At 30.7% G+C, this 17,162-nt stretch carries 14 protein-coding genes; 11 read left to right on the top strand and 3 right to left on the bottom strand.

The genetic code is table 11. From position 1 onward, the window contains the following. Nucleotides 1–4 precede the first annotated feature (4 nt). Both MPF19_RS05850 and MPF19_RS05845 read left to right on the top strand, forming a co-directional pair. Entirely contained in the window at nucleotides 5–1,459 is a 1,455-nt protein-coding gene (locus MPF19_RS05850) for an NAD-dependent succinate-semialdehyde dehydrogenase (RefSeq protein WP_203393456.1), read from the top strand. A 3-nt stretch (nucleotides 1,460–1,462) separates the two neighbouring features. Next, the gene (locus tag MPF19_RS05845; RefSeq protein ID WP_203393455.1) at nucleotides 1,463–2,227 is read left to right on the top strand and encodes an HpcH/HpaI aldolase family protein; all 765 of its coding nucleotides are present in this window, start codon (nucleotides 1,463–1,465) and stop codon (nucleotides 2,225–2,227) included. Between the two features lie 457 nt (nucleotides 2,228–2,684). Here MPF19_RS05845 and dgoD read toward each other — a convergent pair whose 3' ends face one another. Then, on the bottom strand, nucleotides 2,685–3,842 hold the full coding sequence (dgoD, locus tag MPF19_RS05840) for a galactonate dehydratase (protein WP_203394733.1): 1,158 nt from the start codon (nucleotides 3,840–3,842) through the stop codon (nucleotides 2,685–2,687). A 368-nt stretch (nucleotides 3,843–4,210) separates the two neighbouring features. Here dgoD and MPF19_RS05835 point away from each other — a divergent pair, with 368 nt between their 5' ends. Next, nucleotides 4,211–4,960 carry an SDR family NAD(P)-dependent oxidoreductase gene (locus tag MPF19_RS05835; RefSeq protein ID WP_203394732.1) on the top strand — a complete coding sequence of 250 codons (750 nt, stop codon included), beginning with the start codon at nucleotides 4,211–4,213 and terminating at the stop codon, nucleotides 4,958–4,960. Nucleotides 4,961–4,983: 23 nt separating this feature from the next. Next, entirely contained in the window at nucleotides 4,984–5,802 is an 819-nt protein-coding gene (locus MPF19_RS05830; protein WP_203394731.1) for an SMP-30/gluconolactonase/LRE family protein, read from the top strand. Between the two features lie 87 nt (nucleotides 5,803–5,889). Here the strand turns inward: MPF19_RS05830 and MPF19_RS05825 are convergent, their stop codons facing one another. Further along, nucleotides 5,890–7,284 carry a T9SS type A sorting domain-containing protein gene (locus MPF19_RS05825; RefSeq protein ID WP_249987173.1) on the bottom strand — a complete coding sequence of 465 codons (1,395 nt, stop codon included), beginning with the start codon at nucleotides 7,282–7,284 and terminating at the stop codon, nucleotides 5,890–5,892. Between the two features lie 741 nt (nucleotides 7,285–8,025). On the opposite strand from MPF19_RS05825, the gene MPF19_RS05820 reads away from it, so the two are divergent. From MPF19_RS05820 to ettA, 5 genes are all read left to right on the top strand, one after another. Then, entirely contained in the window at nucleotides 8,026–10,050 is a 2,025-nt protein-coding gene (locus MPF19_RS05820; RefSeq protein ID WP_249987171.1) for an NADPH-dependent 2,4-dienoyl-CoA reductase, read from the top strand. Between the two features lie 88 nt (nucleotides 10,051–10,138). Further along, entirely contained in the window at nucleotides 10,139–10,630 is a 492-nt protein-coding gene (locus tag MPF19_RS05815; protein WP_249987169.1) for a hypothetical protein, read from the top strand. A 146-nt stretch (nucleotides 10,631–10,776) separates the two neighbouring features. Further along, nucleotides 10,777–11,769 carry a UDP-3-O-(3-hydroxymyristoyl)glucosamine N-acyltransferase gene (gene lpxD / locus MPF19_RS05810; protein ID WP_249987167.1) on the top strand — a complete coding sequence of 331 codons (993 nt, stop codon included), beginning with the start codon at nucleotides 10,777–10,779 and terminating at the stop codon, nucleotides 11,767–11,769. Between the two features lie 118 nt (nucleotides 11,770–11,887). Next, a complete protein-coding gene (locus tag MPF19_RS05805; protein WP_158838407.1) occupies nucleotides 11,888–12,070 on the top strand; it encodes a CAL67264 family membrane protein in 183 nt (60 codons plus the stop codon). A 93-nt stretch (nucleotides 12,071–12,163) separates the two neighbouring features. Then, a complete protein-coding gene (gene ettA, locus MPF19_RS05800; RefSeq protein ID WP_249987166.1) occupies nucleotides 12,164–13,855 on the top strand; it encodes an energy-dependent translational throttle protein EttA in 1,692 nt (563 codons plus the stop codon). Nucleotides 13,856–14,019: 164 nt separating this feature from the next. Here the strand turns inward: ettA and MPF19_RS05795 are convergent, their stop codons facing one another. Next, nucleotides 14,020–14,766, bottom strand: a complete 747-nt coding sequence (locus MPF19_RS05795; protein WP_249987165.1) for a hypothetical protein — start codon at nucleotides 14,764–14,766, stop codon at nucleotides 14,020–14,022. Between the two features lie 369 nt (nucleotides 14,767–15,135). Between MPF19_RS05795 and MPF19_RS05790 the strand changes: the two genes are divergently transcribed. Continuing rightward, complete coding sequence (locus MPF19_RS05790) at nucleotides 15,136–15,288, top strand: hypothetical protein (RefSeq protein WP_249987164.1); 153 nt, start codon at nucleotides 15,136–15,138, stop codon at nucleotides 15,286–15,288. Nucleotides 15,289–15,414: 126 nt separating this feature from the next. Next, nucleotides 15,415–17,160: a sensor histidine kinase gene (locus MPF19_RS05785; protein ID WP_249987163.1), complete on the top strand. Its 1,746-nt coding sequence runs from the start codon at nucleotides 15,415–15,417 to the stop codon at nucleotides 17,158–17,160. The last annotated feature ends 2 nt before the right edge of the window (nucleotides 17,161–17,162 follow it).

Raw genomic sequence — 17,162 nt, 5'->3', positions numbered from 1 at the left:
GCATATGAAGACTAGAAACTTCGGATATAAAAAGTTATACATCGACGGTAAATTAGTTGATGCAGAAAGTGGAGAAAGAGAAGATGTTATTTGTCCTGCAACAGGAGAGGTAATTGCTCAAGTTGCAAAAGCGGGTAAAGCAGATGCAGAAAAAGCATTGATATCTTCACAAAAAGGATTTAAATATTGGTCTAAATTATCTTTATCAGAAAGAACAGTTTGGATGCTAAAATTGCGTGATGCAATTTTAGAAAAATCGGATGAACTTAGAGATGCCATGGTGCATGAAATGGGGAAAACCTATGCAGGTTCTGAAGAAGATATTGATAGACTTACAGAAGCATTAGAATGGTATCCTAATGCAATGAAAAATTTAAGAGAAGAGCAAATTCCAGATTATGAAGGAACGCACACTCATAAAATGATTTCTAAACCAGCAGGTGTTGCTTTAGCATACTTAGCATGGAATTTTCCATTATTAAATGTTGGGTATAAAATTGGGCCAGCATTAGCTTCTGGATGCTCCTTAATCATTAAACCATCAACATTATCGCCTTTATCTGCATATATGGTTGGTGAAATTTTAGAAAGCATTAATTTCCCTGCAGGAGTGGTTACAATTTTAGCAGGTTCTAGTAGAGAGGTGGCAACACCAATGACTACAAGTACAATACCAGCTGTAATTACCATGATTGGTTCTACACAAACTGGTCAAAGAATTATTGCAGATAGTACAACATCTATCAAAAAATTAGGAATGGAATTAGGAGGAAATGCTCCTTTCATTGTTTTTGAAGATGCAGATATAGAAACAGCTTTAAACTTAGCAATTATCTTAAGGTTCCATAATACAGGTCAAATTTGTGTAGCTGCCAACAGAATATTTGTTCATAAAAATATTTATGATAAATTCTTAAAAGAATACGTAAAAAGAGCATCAGAATTAAAAATTGGTTTTGGAGTTAAAGAAAACGAAGGTGTTTTTATGGGGCCATTGGCTTCTAGTGATGCTAGAGATAGAATGTTTGAATTAGTTGAAGATGCTGTTAGTAAAGGAGCAACTTTAGAATATGGAGGTAAAATTCCTGAAGATTTACCTAAAGGTGGATATTGGATGCAACCAACCGTAGTTTCTGGTATTACAACTGAGATGAAATTGTTTAGAGAAGAGACTTTTGGGCCTGTTGCAGGTATTATGTCTTTTGATACTGACGATGAAGTTTTAGAATTAGCAAACGATACAGAATTTGGTTTAGCGTCTTATATTTTTACAAATAATAACAAAAGAATAGAAAGATTTACAGAAGACTTAGAATTTGGAGAAATTCATATAAATGGTGTAAAATATGCCATATATTTGCCACACGGAGGATTTAAGAATAGTGGAATAGGTCACGATTGTTCTCACCTTGCATTAGATGATTATTTAGTTAAAAAACGTATTACATCAGCATTATAAATTATGGCGAAAAATTTATTACAAAACAGTTTAAAAGAAGGAGAAACTTTATATGGTCCCTTCTGTAAAATACAAGATCCAGCAATTGTAGAAATTGCGGCTTTAAGTGGTTTCGATTTTGTGATCATAGATATGGAACATGGTCCTTATAGTATAGAATCTGCTCAGAATATGATTAGAGCAGCCGAAGCTAGAGGAATTACACCTGTGGTTAGAGTTACGGAAAATTCTGAAACTTTAATTTTAAGAACTTTAGATATTGGCGCAAAATGTATTCAAGTACCTCAAATATGCACAAAAGCAGACGCTGATAGATTAGTGAAATCTACTAAGTTTTATCCGAAAGGAGAAAGAGGGATGTGTCGTTATGTAAGAGCTGCAGAATATACAAATATTAGCGGTGCAGATCATTTTGGAAAAGCAAATGATAATATTACAACAATTATCCATATCGAAGGAATGGAAGGTATTAATAACCTAGAAGAAATTGTACAAGTAGATGGTATTGATGTGATCTTTTTAGGTCCTTATGATTTATCTCAATCTTGTGGAGTTCCTGGTGATGTTAATAACCCTAAAGTAGTGGATGCGATGAAAGGTGCTGTAGAAACTGCTAAAAAGTACGGTAAGTTTGTAGGTACTTTTACAGAGACTCCAGAAAAAGCAAAAATGTGGAAAGAAATAGGTGTACAATATATTTCTTATGCTGTAGATGTTGGTTTAGTAATGAATACTTTTAAAGATATTACAAAACAATTAAAAGGATAACAGTAAAACGTATCTTTTTATGAAACGATAGTTATTGTTAAAAATAATATTTAGTAAAAAAACCTTTTAGAGTTATCTAAAAGGTTTTTTTTTGTTTAATTTTTTTTTATCTCACTGATAGAATTGAATATTTTACATAATTATTTTTTTATATTCATCTAACTATTTTAAGTTGCTTTAAAATACTTTTTTAGTTTTTGACTTTTCTAATTTTAAAAAAGACATGTCTTTCCGTGCTTGTCGAAGACTTTATTTCTCCTTCGACAAGCTCAGGAAAACATTTGGGTTTTTAATTGTTTTAGCGACATCATAAAATTCATTTGGATAAATGTAAAAGTCAATAGAACGTTTATCAAAAAAAAATGAGTAAAACACAACACTAAGATTATTCTTAGCAATGCATTTTACTCATTTTATAAAATTCTTTCTTAAAAAAGAAAGTTAAATCATTAACGGTTTACCATTCAGCAAAACTTCCGTCTTCATGTCTCCAAATAGGGTTAGACCAATCATGTCCTATTTTTTGAGCTTCACGTAATTTATCTTCATCAATATCTACACCTAAACCTGGTTTTTTAAGTAAATCGATATAACCATCTTTTACATCAAATACTTCTGGATTAGACATATAATCTAAGATGTCATATCCTTTATTATAATGTATACCAATACTGCTTTCTTGAATAATTGCGTTAGAAGACACAAAATCTACATGTAAACAAGATGCTAAGGCTACAGGTCCAAGTGGACAGTGAGGGGCTAAAGTAATATCATAAGCTTCTGCCATAGTAGCAATTCGTCTTACTTCAGAAATACCACCTGCATGACTTAAATCTGGTTGAATAATATCTACAACACCTTGGTGTAATATTTCTTTAAAATCCCATCTAGAAAACATACGTTCTCCAGTAGCAATAGGAATACTTGTATATCCGTATATATGCTTTAAGGCATCATTGTTTTCTGTTAATACAGGTTCTTCAATAAACAATGGTTCATAAGGAGCCAATTCGTCTATCAATCGTTTTACCATTGGTTTGTGAACTCTACCATGAAAATCTAAACCGATATCTAAATCATATCCGAATTCTTCTCTTAAAAGTTTAATGTTATGAGCTACTTTTTTAACATCCTTCATAGAAGATACCCATTCCATTGCCCCAGTAGCATTCATTTTTACGGCTTTAAAGCCATCTTTTACTTTTTGATGTGCTTGTTCTAATACAACATCCGGATTGTCTCCACCGATCCAACAATACATTTTCATTTTATCACGAACAGCACCTCCTAAAAGTTCGTGCACTGGTACACCTAAGTGTTTTCCTTTTATATCCCATAAAGCTTGGTCTATACCAGAAATAGCACTCATTAAGATTGCACCTCCTCTATAGAATCCACCTCTATATAGAATTTGCCATATATCCTCTATTTTACTTGCGTCTTTACCAATTAAAAATTTTTCTAATTCTTTTACGCATGCAGCAACAGAATCGGCCTTACCTTCTATAACAGGTTCTCCCCAACCAATAATACCAGATTGGGTAGTTATTTTAAGAAATAACCAACGTGGTGGCACTTTAAATAATTCTATTTTAACAATTTTTAAATCGTTCATAAATTCTATTTTTAAGTTATTAAGATGTAACACTTTCAAATTTTGTTAGTGTTTACATTAGGCTAATATTTTTTTTTCTAAAATAATCCAAGACAACAAAGGTCATATATCAAAGGTAAAAAGAAGTTCTTAAGGGTTCTATTTTTGTATCTGTAAGTAAATGAAAACTTTTATTGCTTTAATCTAAATGTTTACTGTATTTATTAATTTCTGTTTTTTTAAACATTAAAAATCAATGTTTTATGATGTGATTTGATGTGGTTGTTAAAAATAGTTTTACTGAGAATAACATATAAATGACTCTTAAAGACTTTTTCTAAATAGAATATTTAGAGTTTTACGCAACAAATATAAAATTATATTTATTTATGAAAACAGTAATGATTGTTGGTGGGAATAGAGGAGTTGGTAAAGAGATTCTAAAAGCATCTTTAGATAAAGGTTATAATGTTGCCTTTTGTAGCCGCAAAGAAGAAGAAGCTAAAGAAATTATCAAATCTTTAAAGGCTGAAGATAAACTCTATTTTCATAGAATTGATTTAAATTCTATAGATGAACTTGAGAACTTTGTTATTCAAACAAAAAAGAAATTTGGTAGTATTGATGCTTTGGTTATATATTCTGGAATTACACCTGTGGCTTCATTAACCGATACAGAAGAGGATGTTTATGATAGCGTTTTTAATGTGAATCTTAAAGCTCCTTATTTTTTAATAAAACATGTTATAAAAGTAATGAAAGAACAAGGTACTGGTGGTTCTATTGTCTTTTTTGGTTCTGCTCATATGGATTATGGTCAAATTGATAGAACAGCTTATGCTCTTACTAAAGGGACGCTTTATACTCTTTCTAGACATATTGCACGTCATTATGCAGGATTTGGAATTCGATCTAATTATGTAGTAATGGGTTGGACACATACAGAAGGAGAGTTAGAGTTAAGAAAAGAAGAAGGAATAAGTGCTGAAGAATTAAAAAATAAAGCAGCAGCTATACTTCCTATGGGGCGTATGTTAACTCCTAAGGATCCTGTACCTGCAGTAATGTATCTTATTTCTGATGATTCTGCGATGACAACCGGATCTAAGATAAGAATAACAGCAGGAGAATATATATAACAAATAAAACAAAAAAATATTTTATGATTTCATCTTTAATTTTTCACTCTAATTCAGAACTTTTAGAAGGTCCTGTTTTTGATAAAGGAAATAATTTATTATACTTTGTTTCCATTTTAGATTGTTTGGTTTATTGCTATAACCCGGCAACTAAAGAGATTCTGAGCATGAAACTAGATTCACCTGTAAGTTGTATTTATTTTATAGAAAAAAAAGTAATTTTAGTTTCGTCTAAAGACGGATTTTTTAAAGTAGACTTTAATACAATAGAAAAGGAATTTGCTTTTCAAATTGATATTGACAAACTTGTTAGATATAACGATGGAATTTCTGATCCAATTGGTAGAATTATCATTGGTACTATGGGATATCCAGAAGTAAAAGAAGGTGTAGGAAATGTTTATTCTTATTATAAAGGAGAATCTAAAACCATTATAAAAAACACTACTATTTCTAATGGTTTAGCTTTTTCTACAGATAATAAGTTTTTGTACTTTATTGATACACCAACAAAGAAGGTTGCAAAATACTCTTATGATATAGAAACTGGAGAAGTAGATTTTATGTCTTTTGTAATAGAATTAAAAGAGGATAGTTTTCCTGACGGAATGTGTATTGATAAAAACGGAATGTTATGGATTGCCGAATGGGGAGGAGCATGTATCTCTAAATGGAATCCTTTAAACGGAGAAAGATTAGAAGAAGTAAAATTACCTTGTACAAACGTTACATCGTGTTGTTTTGATAATGATAATAACTTGTATATATCTACTGCCAAAGAAGAAGAAAAAGAAGATGTTTTGGGAGGTGGATTGTATTTTGTTAAATTAAATTCTTTTTAAATAAAGTTAAGTAGAGAATAAATATAAAAAAAAAGGCTAACAATTTTAAATTGTTAGCCTTTTTAAAGTATGTAATTGGGGGGATATTTAGTTTTTAACTAATTTCTTTGTAGAAATTCCTTTGTCTGAAGATATTTTAACTAAATAAACAGACTTGCTTAAAGAAGAAACATCAATAGATTTTGTATTTGTTGTAGAAAGTACTTTTTTACCTAATAAGTTAAATATTTCAACTTTATTAAGCGTTTCTTTAGAATTAATAAATAATTTATTTTCTACAGGGTTTGGATACATGTTTACATTTTCTAATTGTTGAGAACTCACACCTGCTGTTGCAGCATCTTCTATAACAGCAGTCATTTGGTCAAAGTAAACAACGTCTCCAGCTACACCGTTTAAAGCTACATTTTCTTCGTTATTTATATAACCTAGCCACATTTCTATATTACGTATTTCTGAAGCTGGATCTGTATGGTCTTGAGGAAGAGGAATTGTAAAAGTTAATTCTTCCCAAGTATCTGCTGTTCCACTAGTACTTGCAGATGCAGTTGGCCAACCACCACCAGATAACTGAGAATTTCCTCCAGCAGCATTGGTAGTTTTTAATCTTACTGAAATACTTATAGGTGTTGTTCTAGTAGATCTTACCCACATTTTTACTTTGGCTTGTTTTCCATCGGTTATAACGCCTGCAGCATAAGGCTGAGAAAAATCATTAAAATACCAAAATTGAGCATCTTGATTTTTAGCAAAAGTACATTTAAAACTTCTATCTCCATCTTTTGCATAATCATAAGATAATTCTCTTTCTAATTGAGTTGTATTACCTTTAAAAGTATAACCACCTACAGCATCATCGAAACTAGGGTTTTTAATAAATTCGGAATAGGTAGATGGAGGTACATCAGTTAAAAACTCGATTTCATCAATATATAATTTAGCTCCTGTTGGATCTGTTAAAGCACTACTAGCTCTAAATAATAAATCTAACGTGGTAATTTCACCTGTTAGTGCAGATATATCAAGGTATGCAGTTTGAAAACCACCTGGTTCTGTTGCTATTAAGACACCATTGTTGTCTTGAGTAGTAATAGCAACAGGAGTATCTGTAGTTCCTGCAGCTCTGAACTCTCCTCTAACTTGAATATTTACAGCCTCTGTTTGGTTGAATACTCTTACTTTAATGTAGTTGTAAACATCTGCATCTAAAACAATAAAAGCATCGTCACCACCTTGTCCTCTTCTAATATTGGCGTTGTTGTTTGTTGTACCATCAATAGTTCTATCAAGCGTTAAAGCACCATCAGAAGTAGGTGTAGAAGTTCCATCATCCCAACCTACGATTCCTGTACCATATCCTTTAACCCAAGATTGAGCATCGGCTGTAAATTGGTAAAGTGTAGGTCCTTGCTGTGCAGTTATTTTGATTGATGTAAAAAGCACAACAAACATCAATAAAGTTTTAAAGTAATTTTTTTTCATAATAAAAGGTTTATAGATATTAAAATATTAGTTAATTATGATTATAAAATTAAATTATATGCTAGGTTAGTTCTTACTCAATATTACCTTTTAACTACACTGGTTTACCTAAAATAGAGCGTAAAATGTTTATTTTCTTTTTTTATCGAATATATTTAAAGGTAAAAACCTTCTAGATTTTGTTGATGGATTTAGAACGTTTGAAGATTGTAAGAAATATTTGGCAGATAAAAAGTGTAAAGACGGCTTTAAATGTGTCGATTGAGGTCATAAATAAATCTCGGATAAGAAATTATTTTTCACGTACTTGTAATATTTGTTCTCACTAGAAATCTTAAATCTCAAAGACACTTTTTTATAAGGTAAAGCTTGGTGTTAGAGAATTTTTTTATCGTTTTTTAAATGAGTACAAGTACTAAAAGTCTTTCCGTTAGGTATATTGCAATTCGTTTTAGTGTGATAGAAATACTGCCCGTTTGTTTATGCTTAAAATTAGAGAAGCTATGAAAAGTAGTGCGAGCAGTGTGTACAATTCCATGACTTGTATTTTATAGATGAATGAATTTTTATTAAGAGGTCTAGAAAATAATAAAGTAGGCTATAACTAATGTTGAATTAACAAAAGAAGAAAAAGTAAAAAAATGTAAGCAATAAGAATCAAATTCTTTGGCTTTTTCTTTTCAGAAAATAAACATATCTTGCAAAGTATTATGCATGCATAGTAAATTTAATTCCAAGATTATGAAATATAAGCACATTTTTGAACCATTAGATTTAGGATTCACAACTTTAAAAAATAGAATTCTAATGGGTTCTATGCATACCGGTTTAGAAGAAGAAAAAAATGGTGTAGAAAGAATTGCGGCGTATTATGCAGAAAGAGCAAAAGGCGGAGTTGGATTAATTGTTACTGGAGGAATAGCGCCCAACATACAAGGCTGGACAGCGCCTTTTTCTGCAAGAATGTCAACTAAAAAGCATGCGAAAGAACATCAAAAGATAACAGCAGCTGTTCATAAAGAAGGAGGAAAGATTTGTATGCAAATATTACATGCAGGCCGTTATGGTTATCATCCTTTTAATGTAGCTCCATCAAAAATAAAATCACCAATATCACCATTTAAACCTTTTAAGTTAAAACAATCAGGAATTAAAAGAACCATTAGAGATTTTGTAAATTCTGCAAAATTATCTAAAGAAGCAGGTTATGATGGCGTTGAAATTATGGGATCCGAAGGGTATTTAATTAATCAATTTATTGTAAAAAGAACCAATAAAAGAACCGACAATTACGGAGGAGATTATGCAAACAGAATGCGTTTACCCATAGAATTGGTAAAACAAACAAGAGAAGCAGTTGGCGAAGAATTTATTATTATTTACCGATTATCAATGTTAGATTTGGTAGAAAATGGTTCTTCTTGGGAAGAAGTAGTTCAATTGGGTAAAGAGATAGAAAAAGCAGGAGCAACGATTATAAATACAGGTATCGGTTGGCACGAGGCAAGAATACCAACCATCGCAACATCAGTTCCTAGAGCAGCATTTACGTGGGTGACTAAAAAAATGAAAGAAGAATTATCGATTCCTTTAATCACTTCTAACAGAATAAATATGCCCGAAACGGCAGAAAAAATATTGGCAGTAGGAGATGCAGATATGATTTCTATGGCGCGTCCTTTTTTGGCGGATCCAGAATGGGTTAATAAGGCAGAAGCAGATAAAAGTGATGAAATAAATACGTGTATTGGTTGTAATCAGGCTTGTTTAGATCATGTATTTCAACAGAAAGTAGCAAGTTGTTTGGTGAATCCTAGAGCCTGTCATGAAACAGAATTGAATTATTATGAAACTGTATTCAAAAAGAAAATTGCTGTTGTAGGTGCAGGTCCTGCAGGATTAGCAGCGGCTACAATTGCGGCGCAAAGAGGGCATATCGTTACTTTATTTGATGCAGACAAAGAAATTGGTGGGCAGTTTAATATAGCAAAACAAATTCCGGGAAAAGAGGAGTTTTATGAAACGTTGCGTTATTTTAACAAACAAATAGAACTCCATAATGTAACGGTAGTTTTAAATACCAGGGTTTCTGTAGAAGGCTTAAAAGAGTCAGATTTTGATGAAATTGTGATTGCTACGGGAATTAAACCGAGAGAATTAAAAATAGAAGGCATCAATCACCCAAAAGTATTAAGTTATATTGATGTTTTGAAATTGAAAAAACCAGTAGGAAAACGTGTTGCCGTAATTGGAGCAGGTGGAATTGGTTTTGACGTTTCGGAATATTTAACTCATGAAGGAGAAGCTACATCCTTAAATATTGATGCTTGGTTAAAAGAATGGGGAATAGATAAAAGTTTAGAAGCTAGAGCAGGAATTGAAGAAGTGAAACCAGAATTTGAGCCGTCACCAAGAGAAGTCTTTATGTTTAAAAGAAGCAAAGGGAAATTTGGTGGGAATCTAGGTAAAACTACTGGTTGGATTCATAGATCTACGTTAAAGAAAAAGAAAGTCCAATTTATTGGTGAGGTTTCCTACACCAAAATAGATGACGAAGGTTTGCATTATGTTCAGAATGAAGAAGCAAAAATTTTAAAAGTAGACAACATTGTTATTTGTGCGGGGCAAGTTCCTTTTAAAGAATTATATCAACCTTTATTAGACATTAACAAAAAAGTGCATGTAATTGGTGGTGCAGATTTTGCAAGTGAACTAGACGCAAAAAGAGCTATAAATCAAGGAGTAAGATTAGCTGCAAAACTTTAAATAAATGTTAAAGTAGATTGAGTAGATCGATTAAAACAAGTTTTTTTCAATATTTGCATATAATTATAATAATTATAAAATATTATTTATGAAAAATCTATTATTTGTTGCGATGTTGTTAGTAAGTGTTCAGTTTAGTGCTCAACATTCAGGAGGAAGAAGAGGAGGAGCATCAGGACAAGGACAAGGACAAAACCCAGAATTGAATCAAACAAAAGAGGTTAAAAAACTGAGTGCAAAAGAAATTGCGGGTATTTTTTATTATGATGTTGATGAGGTGATAAAGAAAGTTAAGATTAAAGATGATGACAAAAAATATTCAGTAACCAAAGCATTAAGAAATTATAATTTTAAAGTAAAAGAAATTTTATTCTTAAATGCTACCAAATTTACAGACTTAGATCTTTTAATGAACTCAATGTCTAAAGAAAGAGATAGTGAAAGTAGTAAAAACATAAGAGAAAAAGTTAAGGAAGTCACTGGACCAATAAAAGTTAAGGTGCACGAACATGAAAAAGAGCTCAATGAAATTCTAAGAGGTGTTTTATCAGAAAAACAAAATAAAAAGTCTACAACCTAAAAGGCCTCAGAATAATAATAGAGAAGAAAGACCGAGTAGAGGTGGCGGAATGAGAAGACAATAAGTTTATAAAATCCTATGTTATCATAGGATTTTCTTGTTTTAACAAATATTATAGTACATTTAGAAAAAATTTAAAATTATCTATGAAATCATTCACTGTTGAAGAAATAACATCACTTGTAAAGGGTGAACAAATTGGAAATTGTAAAGATAGTATTCACGCTCCAGAGCAAATAGAGAATGCTATAAAAGGGAATGTTACTTTTATAGGGAATTCTAAATATGCACGTTTGTGGGAAAACTCAAACGCCAGTATTGCAATTGTGTATGAAGGAATAAAAATACAACCAGAAGAAGGAAAAGCATTTATAAAAGTGAAGAGTCCAGATTTGGCAATGGCCATTTTATTAGAAGCTTTTGAACCAGAATCTCCTTATTTTGAAACAGATATTCATCCATCGGCGGTGATAGATAAAACGGTAAAATTAGGAAAAGGTTGTAAAATAGGTGCAAATTCTTATATCGGTAAAAATGTAGTTTTAGGAGATAATGTAACAGTATATCCTAATGTTTCAATTTTTGATGATACCACAATTGGCAACGAGACTGTAATTTGGTCTGGAACCGTTATAAGAGAACGCAGTAAAATAGGTAGTCATTGTATTTTTCATATAAATGTGAGTATTGGAGCAGACGGCTTTGGTTATAGACCAAGTCCGGATGGTAGAGGTTTGGTGAAAGTTATTCATATAGGTAATGTTGTAATCGGAAATGCCGTAGAAATTGGTGCGAACTCTTGTGTAGATCGTGGTAAATTTAGTTCTACTATTTTAGGTGATGGTTGTAAGATTGATAACTTAGTGCAAATAGGTCATAATTCTGTTTTAGGAAGATGTTGTATTATGGCAGGACACAGTGGTTTAGCGGGTTCTGTAACTTTAGGAGATGGTGTAATTATTGGCGGAAGTGCTTCTATAAAAGATCATGTTACCATACATTCTGGCGCAAAAGTAGGTGCTGGTTCTGGTGTTATTGCAGATGTTCCTGCTGGTAAATCAGTTGTTGGTTATCCTGCATGTGATTCTAGAGAAAAAATGAAACAATGGGTAGCAGTGCGTAAACTTGGAAGAAACTAAGTCTTTATTCCGAGTTACTTTATTACTTACTAATTTTAAAGGTTTTTACTAAAGCCTTTAATTGGGCAATATCAAATAAATACCGATATTTGCCAATCAAACTAACGAATTACGAATTATGGGAATGAATAAAAATACGGTATTAGGATGGGCAACCATGTTAATGCTATTGATGGGAATTATTCTAATTTTAATGGGAGCTTATAGATACGAGGATGTAGCAGGATGGGGTTTTGCCACTGTAGGTATTGGTTTCTTTTGTATTGCATGGGTTTTTAATGCTTTAAAAGGAAGAGTATAAAAAAGTAAACAGTCTTAGTTTACAATAGTAGTTTTAGTTTTTAGGCAATTGCTTAAAAACCTTTAATTTTCAATTTTTTAATATATTATACAAATGAGCGACGATAAGAAAGTAATCTTTTCGATGAATAAGTTGTCTAAAACTTATAAATCAACAGGTAAACAAGTTTTAAAAGATATTTATTTAAGCTTCTTCTATGGAGCAAAAATTGGTATTCTTGGTTTAAATGGATCAGGAAAATCAACTTTATTAAAAATTATTGCAGGTGTAGAAAAGAATTTTCAAGGAGATGTTACTTTTGCACCAGGTTATAAGGTTGGGTATTTAGAACAAGAGCCACAATTAGATCCAGAGAAAACAGTTTTAGAAGTTGTAAAAGAAGGAGTTGCAGAAACGGTTGCAATTTTAGAGGAATACAATAAAATAAATGACATGTTTGGTTTGGAAGAAGTCTATTCTGATGCAGATAAGATGGATAAACTAATGGCACAACAAGCAGTTTTGCAAGATAAAATTGATGCAGCTAATGCTTGGGAGTTAGATACCAAATTAGAAATAGCAATGGATGCTTTAAGAACTCCAGATTCTGATAAGAAAATCGGAGTGCTTTCTGGTGGTGAAAAAAGACGTGTTGCCTTATGTAGATTGTTATTACAAGAACCAGAAATTTTGTTATTAGATGAGCCTACCAACCACTTGGATGCTGAATCTGTACACTGGTTAGAGCACCATTTAGCACAATATAAAGGAACTGTAATTGCGGTAACGCACGATAGATATTTCTTAGATAATGTTGCAGGTTGGATTCTTGAATTAGATAGAGGAGAAGGGATTCCTTGGAAAGGAAATTATGCTGAGTGGTTAGATCAAAAATCTAAGCGAATGGCACAAGAGAGCAAAACTGCCTCTAAACATCAAAAAACATTAGAAAGAGAATTAGATTGGGTTCGTCAAGGAGCAAAAGGTCGTCAAACAAAGCAAAAAGCACGTTTGAAAAATTATGACAAATTAATGAGTCAAGACCAAAAACAAACGGACGAAAAATTAGAAATATATATTCCTAATGGACCACGTTTAGGAACAAATGTTATTGAAGCAACAGGTGTTTCTAAAGCATTTGGAGATAAGTTGTTATATGATAATTTAGAGTTTAATCTTCCGCAAGCAGGAATTGTAGGTATTATTGGTCCCAATGGAGCAGGTAAGACTACTATTTTTAAAATGATTATGGGAGAAGAAACTCCGGATGCAGGAAGCTTTAATGTAGGTGAAACTGCTAAAATAGCTTATGTAGATCAAGCACATTCAGACATCGACCCAGAAAAAACAATTTGGGAAAACTTTTCTGACGGTCAAGATTTAGTAATGATGGGCGGTAAGCAAGTAAATTCTCGTGCTTATTTAAGTCGTTTTAATTTCTCTGGTAGTGAGCAAAATAAAAAAGTAAGTGCGCTTTCTGGTGGAGAGCGTAACCGTTTGCATTTAGCTATGACTTTAAAAGAAGAAGGAAACGTTTTACTGTTAGATGAGCCAACAAACGACTTGGATGTAAATACACTAAGAGCATTAGAAGAAGGTCTAGAAAATTTTGCTGGTTGTGGTGTAGTTATTAGTCACGATAGATGGTTTTTAGATAGAGTTTGTACACATATTTTAGCTTTTGAAGGGAATAGTGAAGTCTATTTCTTTGAAGGTGGTTTCTCTGAATATGAAGAAAACAAAAAGAAACGTTTGGGTGGAGATTTAATGCCAAAACGAATTAAATATAGAAAGTTAATTCGATAATTTTTCGAAATTATATTTTACAAAAGGCAGCTAATTTTATTAGCTGCTTTTTTTTTTGTTAACCTATTTTTTTTTAGGTTCTAATAGTACTTGATTATCATTGTATTGAGATGCTAAAATATGTTCAGTATGACAAGGTTTATTGTTTTTTAGATGCCCTCTTTCTAGTTTGTAATCGTTTTAGCACTTTTTTCAGTGAGAACATATTTATCGATAATATATTTTGTAATAGGATCTAATTCTTTCAAAGTCTCTGGATGAATACCTCTTTGTGTAAAATACTCCATTTTTCTGTTGGATGATTTTCCATACCAAATTAATGGCTTTCCATTTTTAAAAAACGGCGTTTTATTGGTGACTTTAATTTTTTTAAAATTTTCGATATTGATATTATAAAAAGAATTATCTATGGTGTTTTTTAGTCTGCAATTACTCTTTTCAAAATGAGTTTCATTCCACATAATACACATTTCAGTATTGTTTGTATTGTACTTATTAAAAATAAATAATACAGGAAAAAGGATTAAAATAGAACTTCCAATAATTTTTTTCTTGTGTTTTTTTAGCACTGATTCCTTTTTAATAACTTTAGAAATAATATTTCCATTTTCTTCAGTAATCTCAGTTGGTGATTCTTTTTTAGATTGATATGCTTCAAAGTCTGTCCAACCTAAATACTGAGCCATAAAGTCTAAAATGTATTTATTTGGCTCTTTAACAATTACCTGCTCTCTTTCTTCAATGTACTTATTATATAATCGTGTAGCTTTTCTTACACTGATATAATTTTTATCATTAGAACCAACCTCTTGTAGTTCTTCTACCCAAAAAGTGGCCTGTGCATTTTTATTTTTCTTTAGTTCTTTTTTTTCAATTTCATTGAAAAATTCAGTCACAAGAGCTTTAATCATCGTTGGTTATTTGGTTGTCCAAAAATAGACATTTTAGACAGAATATGATTAAAACTGTCTAAAAATGGACAATTTTGGACTGGTTATAAATTGTCTAAACCTTGGTTATAACAAGCTTTAAAACACTTCAGATATTTGCAGTAGTAATAGTTTTTTAAAAGATGAAAGAAAATTATTACTAAAAATAAGAATGACATAGTGGTGTTTTTTTGATTGGGAAAACAAAATTATAACGCTATTTCATGCTACAACTTCCCGTTAAAGAGGCGCGCGACTCTTTTAAATTTTAATGTGTTGTGAATAACAAATAAGCCGAATTCTAAAAATTCGGAGAGCAACACTATTGTTTAATTTTTAAAAGAAAGTAACATGAAAAAAGTGTTTTTAGTAGTTGTAATAATATTTGCAAACAGTGTATTTACATCTTGTACAGATTTAGATGAAAACTTAGAAAAGCAACCTTTAAAGGTAGAGGTTTCTGCCACAGGAGGTGAAGAAGATCAACTACCTGCAGGAGAATAAAATGAGGGAAATTCGTTAATTAAATTCCTATTTTATAATTAAAAAAGTATTGAATAGTATTATTTTAGAGGAATGAAATTAAAAATTTTATTCCTCTTATTTTTTATCTTTTTTTTAAATAATAACTTGTTTTGTTTTCAAGAAAAATCTAATAATAGTACGTATGATAGCTTATCTAAAAAAGCAAGTGAGTTAGGAAGGTTAAAGGAAAATAAAAAAGCAGTTTTACTTGTTAAAAAATTGCTTCATTTAGCAAAATTAAATAATAATAACACTCAAATAGCTACATCACATTATAGGTTAGGGCTGTATTATGGCAGAAGTAATTTAAAAGATAGCTCTTATTATAGCTATAATAATGCTATAAAATTTTATTTATTAGAAAAAGATAGTATTGGCTTAGCAAAAGCTTTATTAAACAAAGCGATATTGGAATCTGATTTTGGAGATTATACAAATAGTGATATAAGTGGTATTAAAGGTTTAAAATATCTAAATGGTACGAGCAAATTATTAATGACTTCTATATATAATTGTTTGGCCATAAATTCTAAAAAACAAAAACTATTTACAGAGGCAATATATAATTATAAAAAAGCTTTATTTTATAATACTTCTCATCGATTTGAAATATCAATAAAAAATAATATTTCTATTGTATATAAAGAACTAAAGGACTATTCTAAGTCAATTTTAATGCTAGAAAATTTATTAAAAGACTCCATAACAAATCAAAAAACCAAAGCCAAAGTTATTGATAATTTAGCATATTCTAAATGGTTATATAATTCTAAGGATACTGTTTTAAAAGATTTTTTATTAGCAGAATTCATTAGAAATAAAGAAAAAGATAGTTATGGATTGATAGCAAGTTACAGTCATTTGTCGGAATTCTATTTTCAAAAGAATAAGGTTAAAGCATTATTTTATGCGAATAAGATGTACAAAATGTCTAAAACAGAAAAAAACCCACAAGATCAAATAGATGCTATAGATATAATTACAACACTTCAAACTCCTCAAAAATCTATTAAGTACTATAAAGAAAGTATTCGGTTAAGAGATAGTTTAAAAGAAGTAGAAACCCAAAAAAAATATAAATTTGCTAAAATTAAATACAATTATGAAGAAGAGGAAAAGGAAAAACTGAAATTTAAAACACTTGCCATAGAAAATAAGTTAGTTGCAGAACAAGAAGAAAGTCAGAAAAAAAACATTTTAATTTCTGGAGTATTTTTAACTTCTGGTTTATTGTTTTTAATTTATAGAAGAAAAGAACAACACAAAAAACGAATTTTACAAGAAAGTTATAATACAGAAATAAGGATCGCAAAAAAATTACATGATGAATTAGGGAACGATATTTATAATACACTTACAAAAGTTCAAAATCCTGAAATTAATTCCGAAGAAATTATAAATGATTTAGATAAAATATATCTTCAAACTCGGGCAATTTCTCATGAAAATGACTCTATTGAAACGGGGGCTAATTTTGAAAAATATTTTAGAAATCTAGTAGCAAGTTATAATTCTGATAGTTGTAAAATTATATTAAAAGACTTGTCTTGTTTAGATTTAAATAATTTAAAGAAAGGCAAACAGATTGTTATGTATCGAGTTTTTAATGAGCTTTTTGTAAACATGAAAAAGCATAGCAAAGCAAGTTTAGTAGTTTTGGCTTGCAAGAAAACAAACCATAATGTAGAAATTAGCTATGCAGATAATGGAGTAGGATTTAAAGAAGATGTAATTATTTTTAAAAATGGACTTAAAAATATGGAAACCCGTATAAAAACTATTAATGGAATCATTAACTTTGAAAATAAGCCTAACAAAGGTTTAAAAGTAAATATTCATTTTAAAAATTAAGA

The sequence above is a fragment of the Polaribacter sp. Z014 genome, assembly GCF_023555435.1.
GTDB lineage: Bacteria > Bacteroidota > Bacteroidia > Flavobacteriales > Flavobacteriaceae > Polaribacter.
Note: the sequence above shows the minus strand (reverse complement) of the source record. Positions and strands in the feature narration are given on the sequence as shown.

Bases quoted from the DNA above. Each gene is read 5' to 3' on its own strand.
- MPF19_RS05835 (WP_203394732.1), top strand. From the start codon at position 4,211: ATGAAAACAGTAATGATTGTTGGTGGGAATAGAGGAGTTGGTAAAGAG.
- MPF19_RS05825 (WP_249987173.1), bottom strand. From the start codon at position 7,284: ATGAAAAAAAATTACTTTAAAACTTTATTGATGTTTGTTGTGCTTTTT.
- MPF19_RS05815 (WP_249987169.1), top strand. From the start codon at position 10,139: ATGAAAAATCTATTATTTGTTGCGATGTTGTTAGTAAGTGTTCAGTTT.
- MPF19_RS05805 (WP_158838407.1), top strand. From the start codon at position 11,888: ATGGGAATGAATAAAAATACGGTATTAGGATGGGCAACCATGTTAATG.
- MPF19_RS05795 (WP_249987165.1), bottom strand. From the start codon at position 14,766: ATGATTAAAGCTCTTGTGACTGAATTTTTCAATGAAATTGAAAAAAAA.
- MPF19_RS05790 (WP_249987164.1), top strand. From the start codon at position 15,136: ATGAAAAAAGTGTTTTTAGTAGTTGTAATAATATTTGCAAACAGTGTA.
- MPF19_RS05850 (WP_203393456.1), top strand. From the start codon at position 5: ATGAAGACTAGAAACTTCGGATATAAAAAGTTATACATCGACGGTAAA.
- MPF19_RS05820 (WP_249987171.1), top strand. From the start codon at position 8,026: ATGAAATATAAGCACATTTTTGAACCATTAGATTTAGGATTCACAACT.
- ettA (WP_249987166.1), top strand. From the start codon at position 12,164: ATGAGCGACGATAAGAAAGTAATCTTTTCGATGAATAAGTTGTCTAAA.
- dgoD (WP_203394733.1), bottom strand. From the start codon at position 3,842: ATGAACGATTTAAAAATTGTTAAAATAGAATTATTTAAAGTGCCACCA.
- lpxD (WP_249987167.1), top strand. From the start codon at position 10,777: ATGAAATCATTCACTGTTGAAGAAATAACATCACTTGTAAAGGGTGAA.
- MPF19_RS05830 (WP_203394731.1), top strand. From the start codon at position 4,984: ATGATTTCATCTTTAATTTTTCACTCTAATTCAGAACTTTTAGAAGGT.
- MPF19_RS05845 (WP_203393455.1), top strand. From the start codon at position 1,463: ATGGCGAAAAATTTATTACAAAACAGTTTAAAAGAAGGAGAAACTTTA.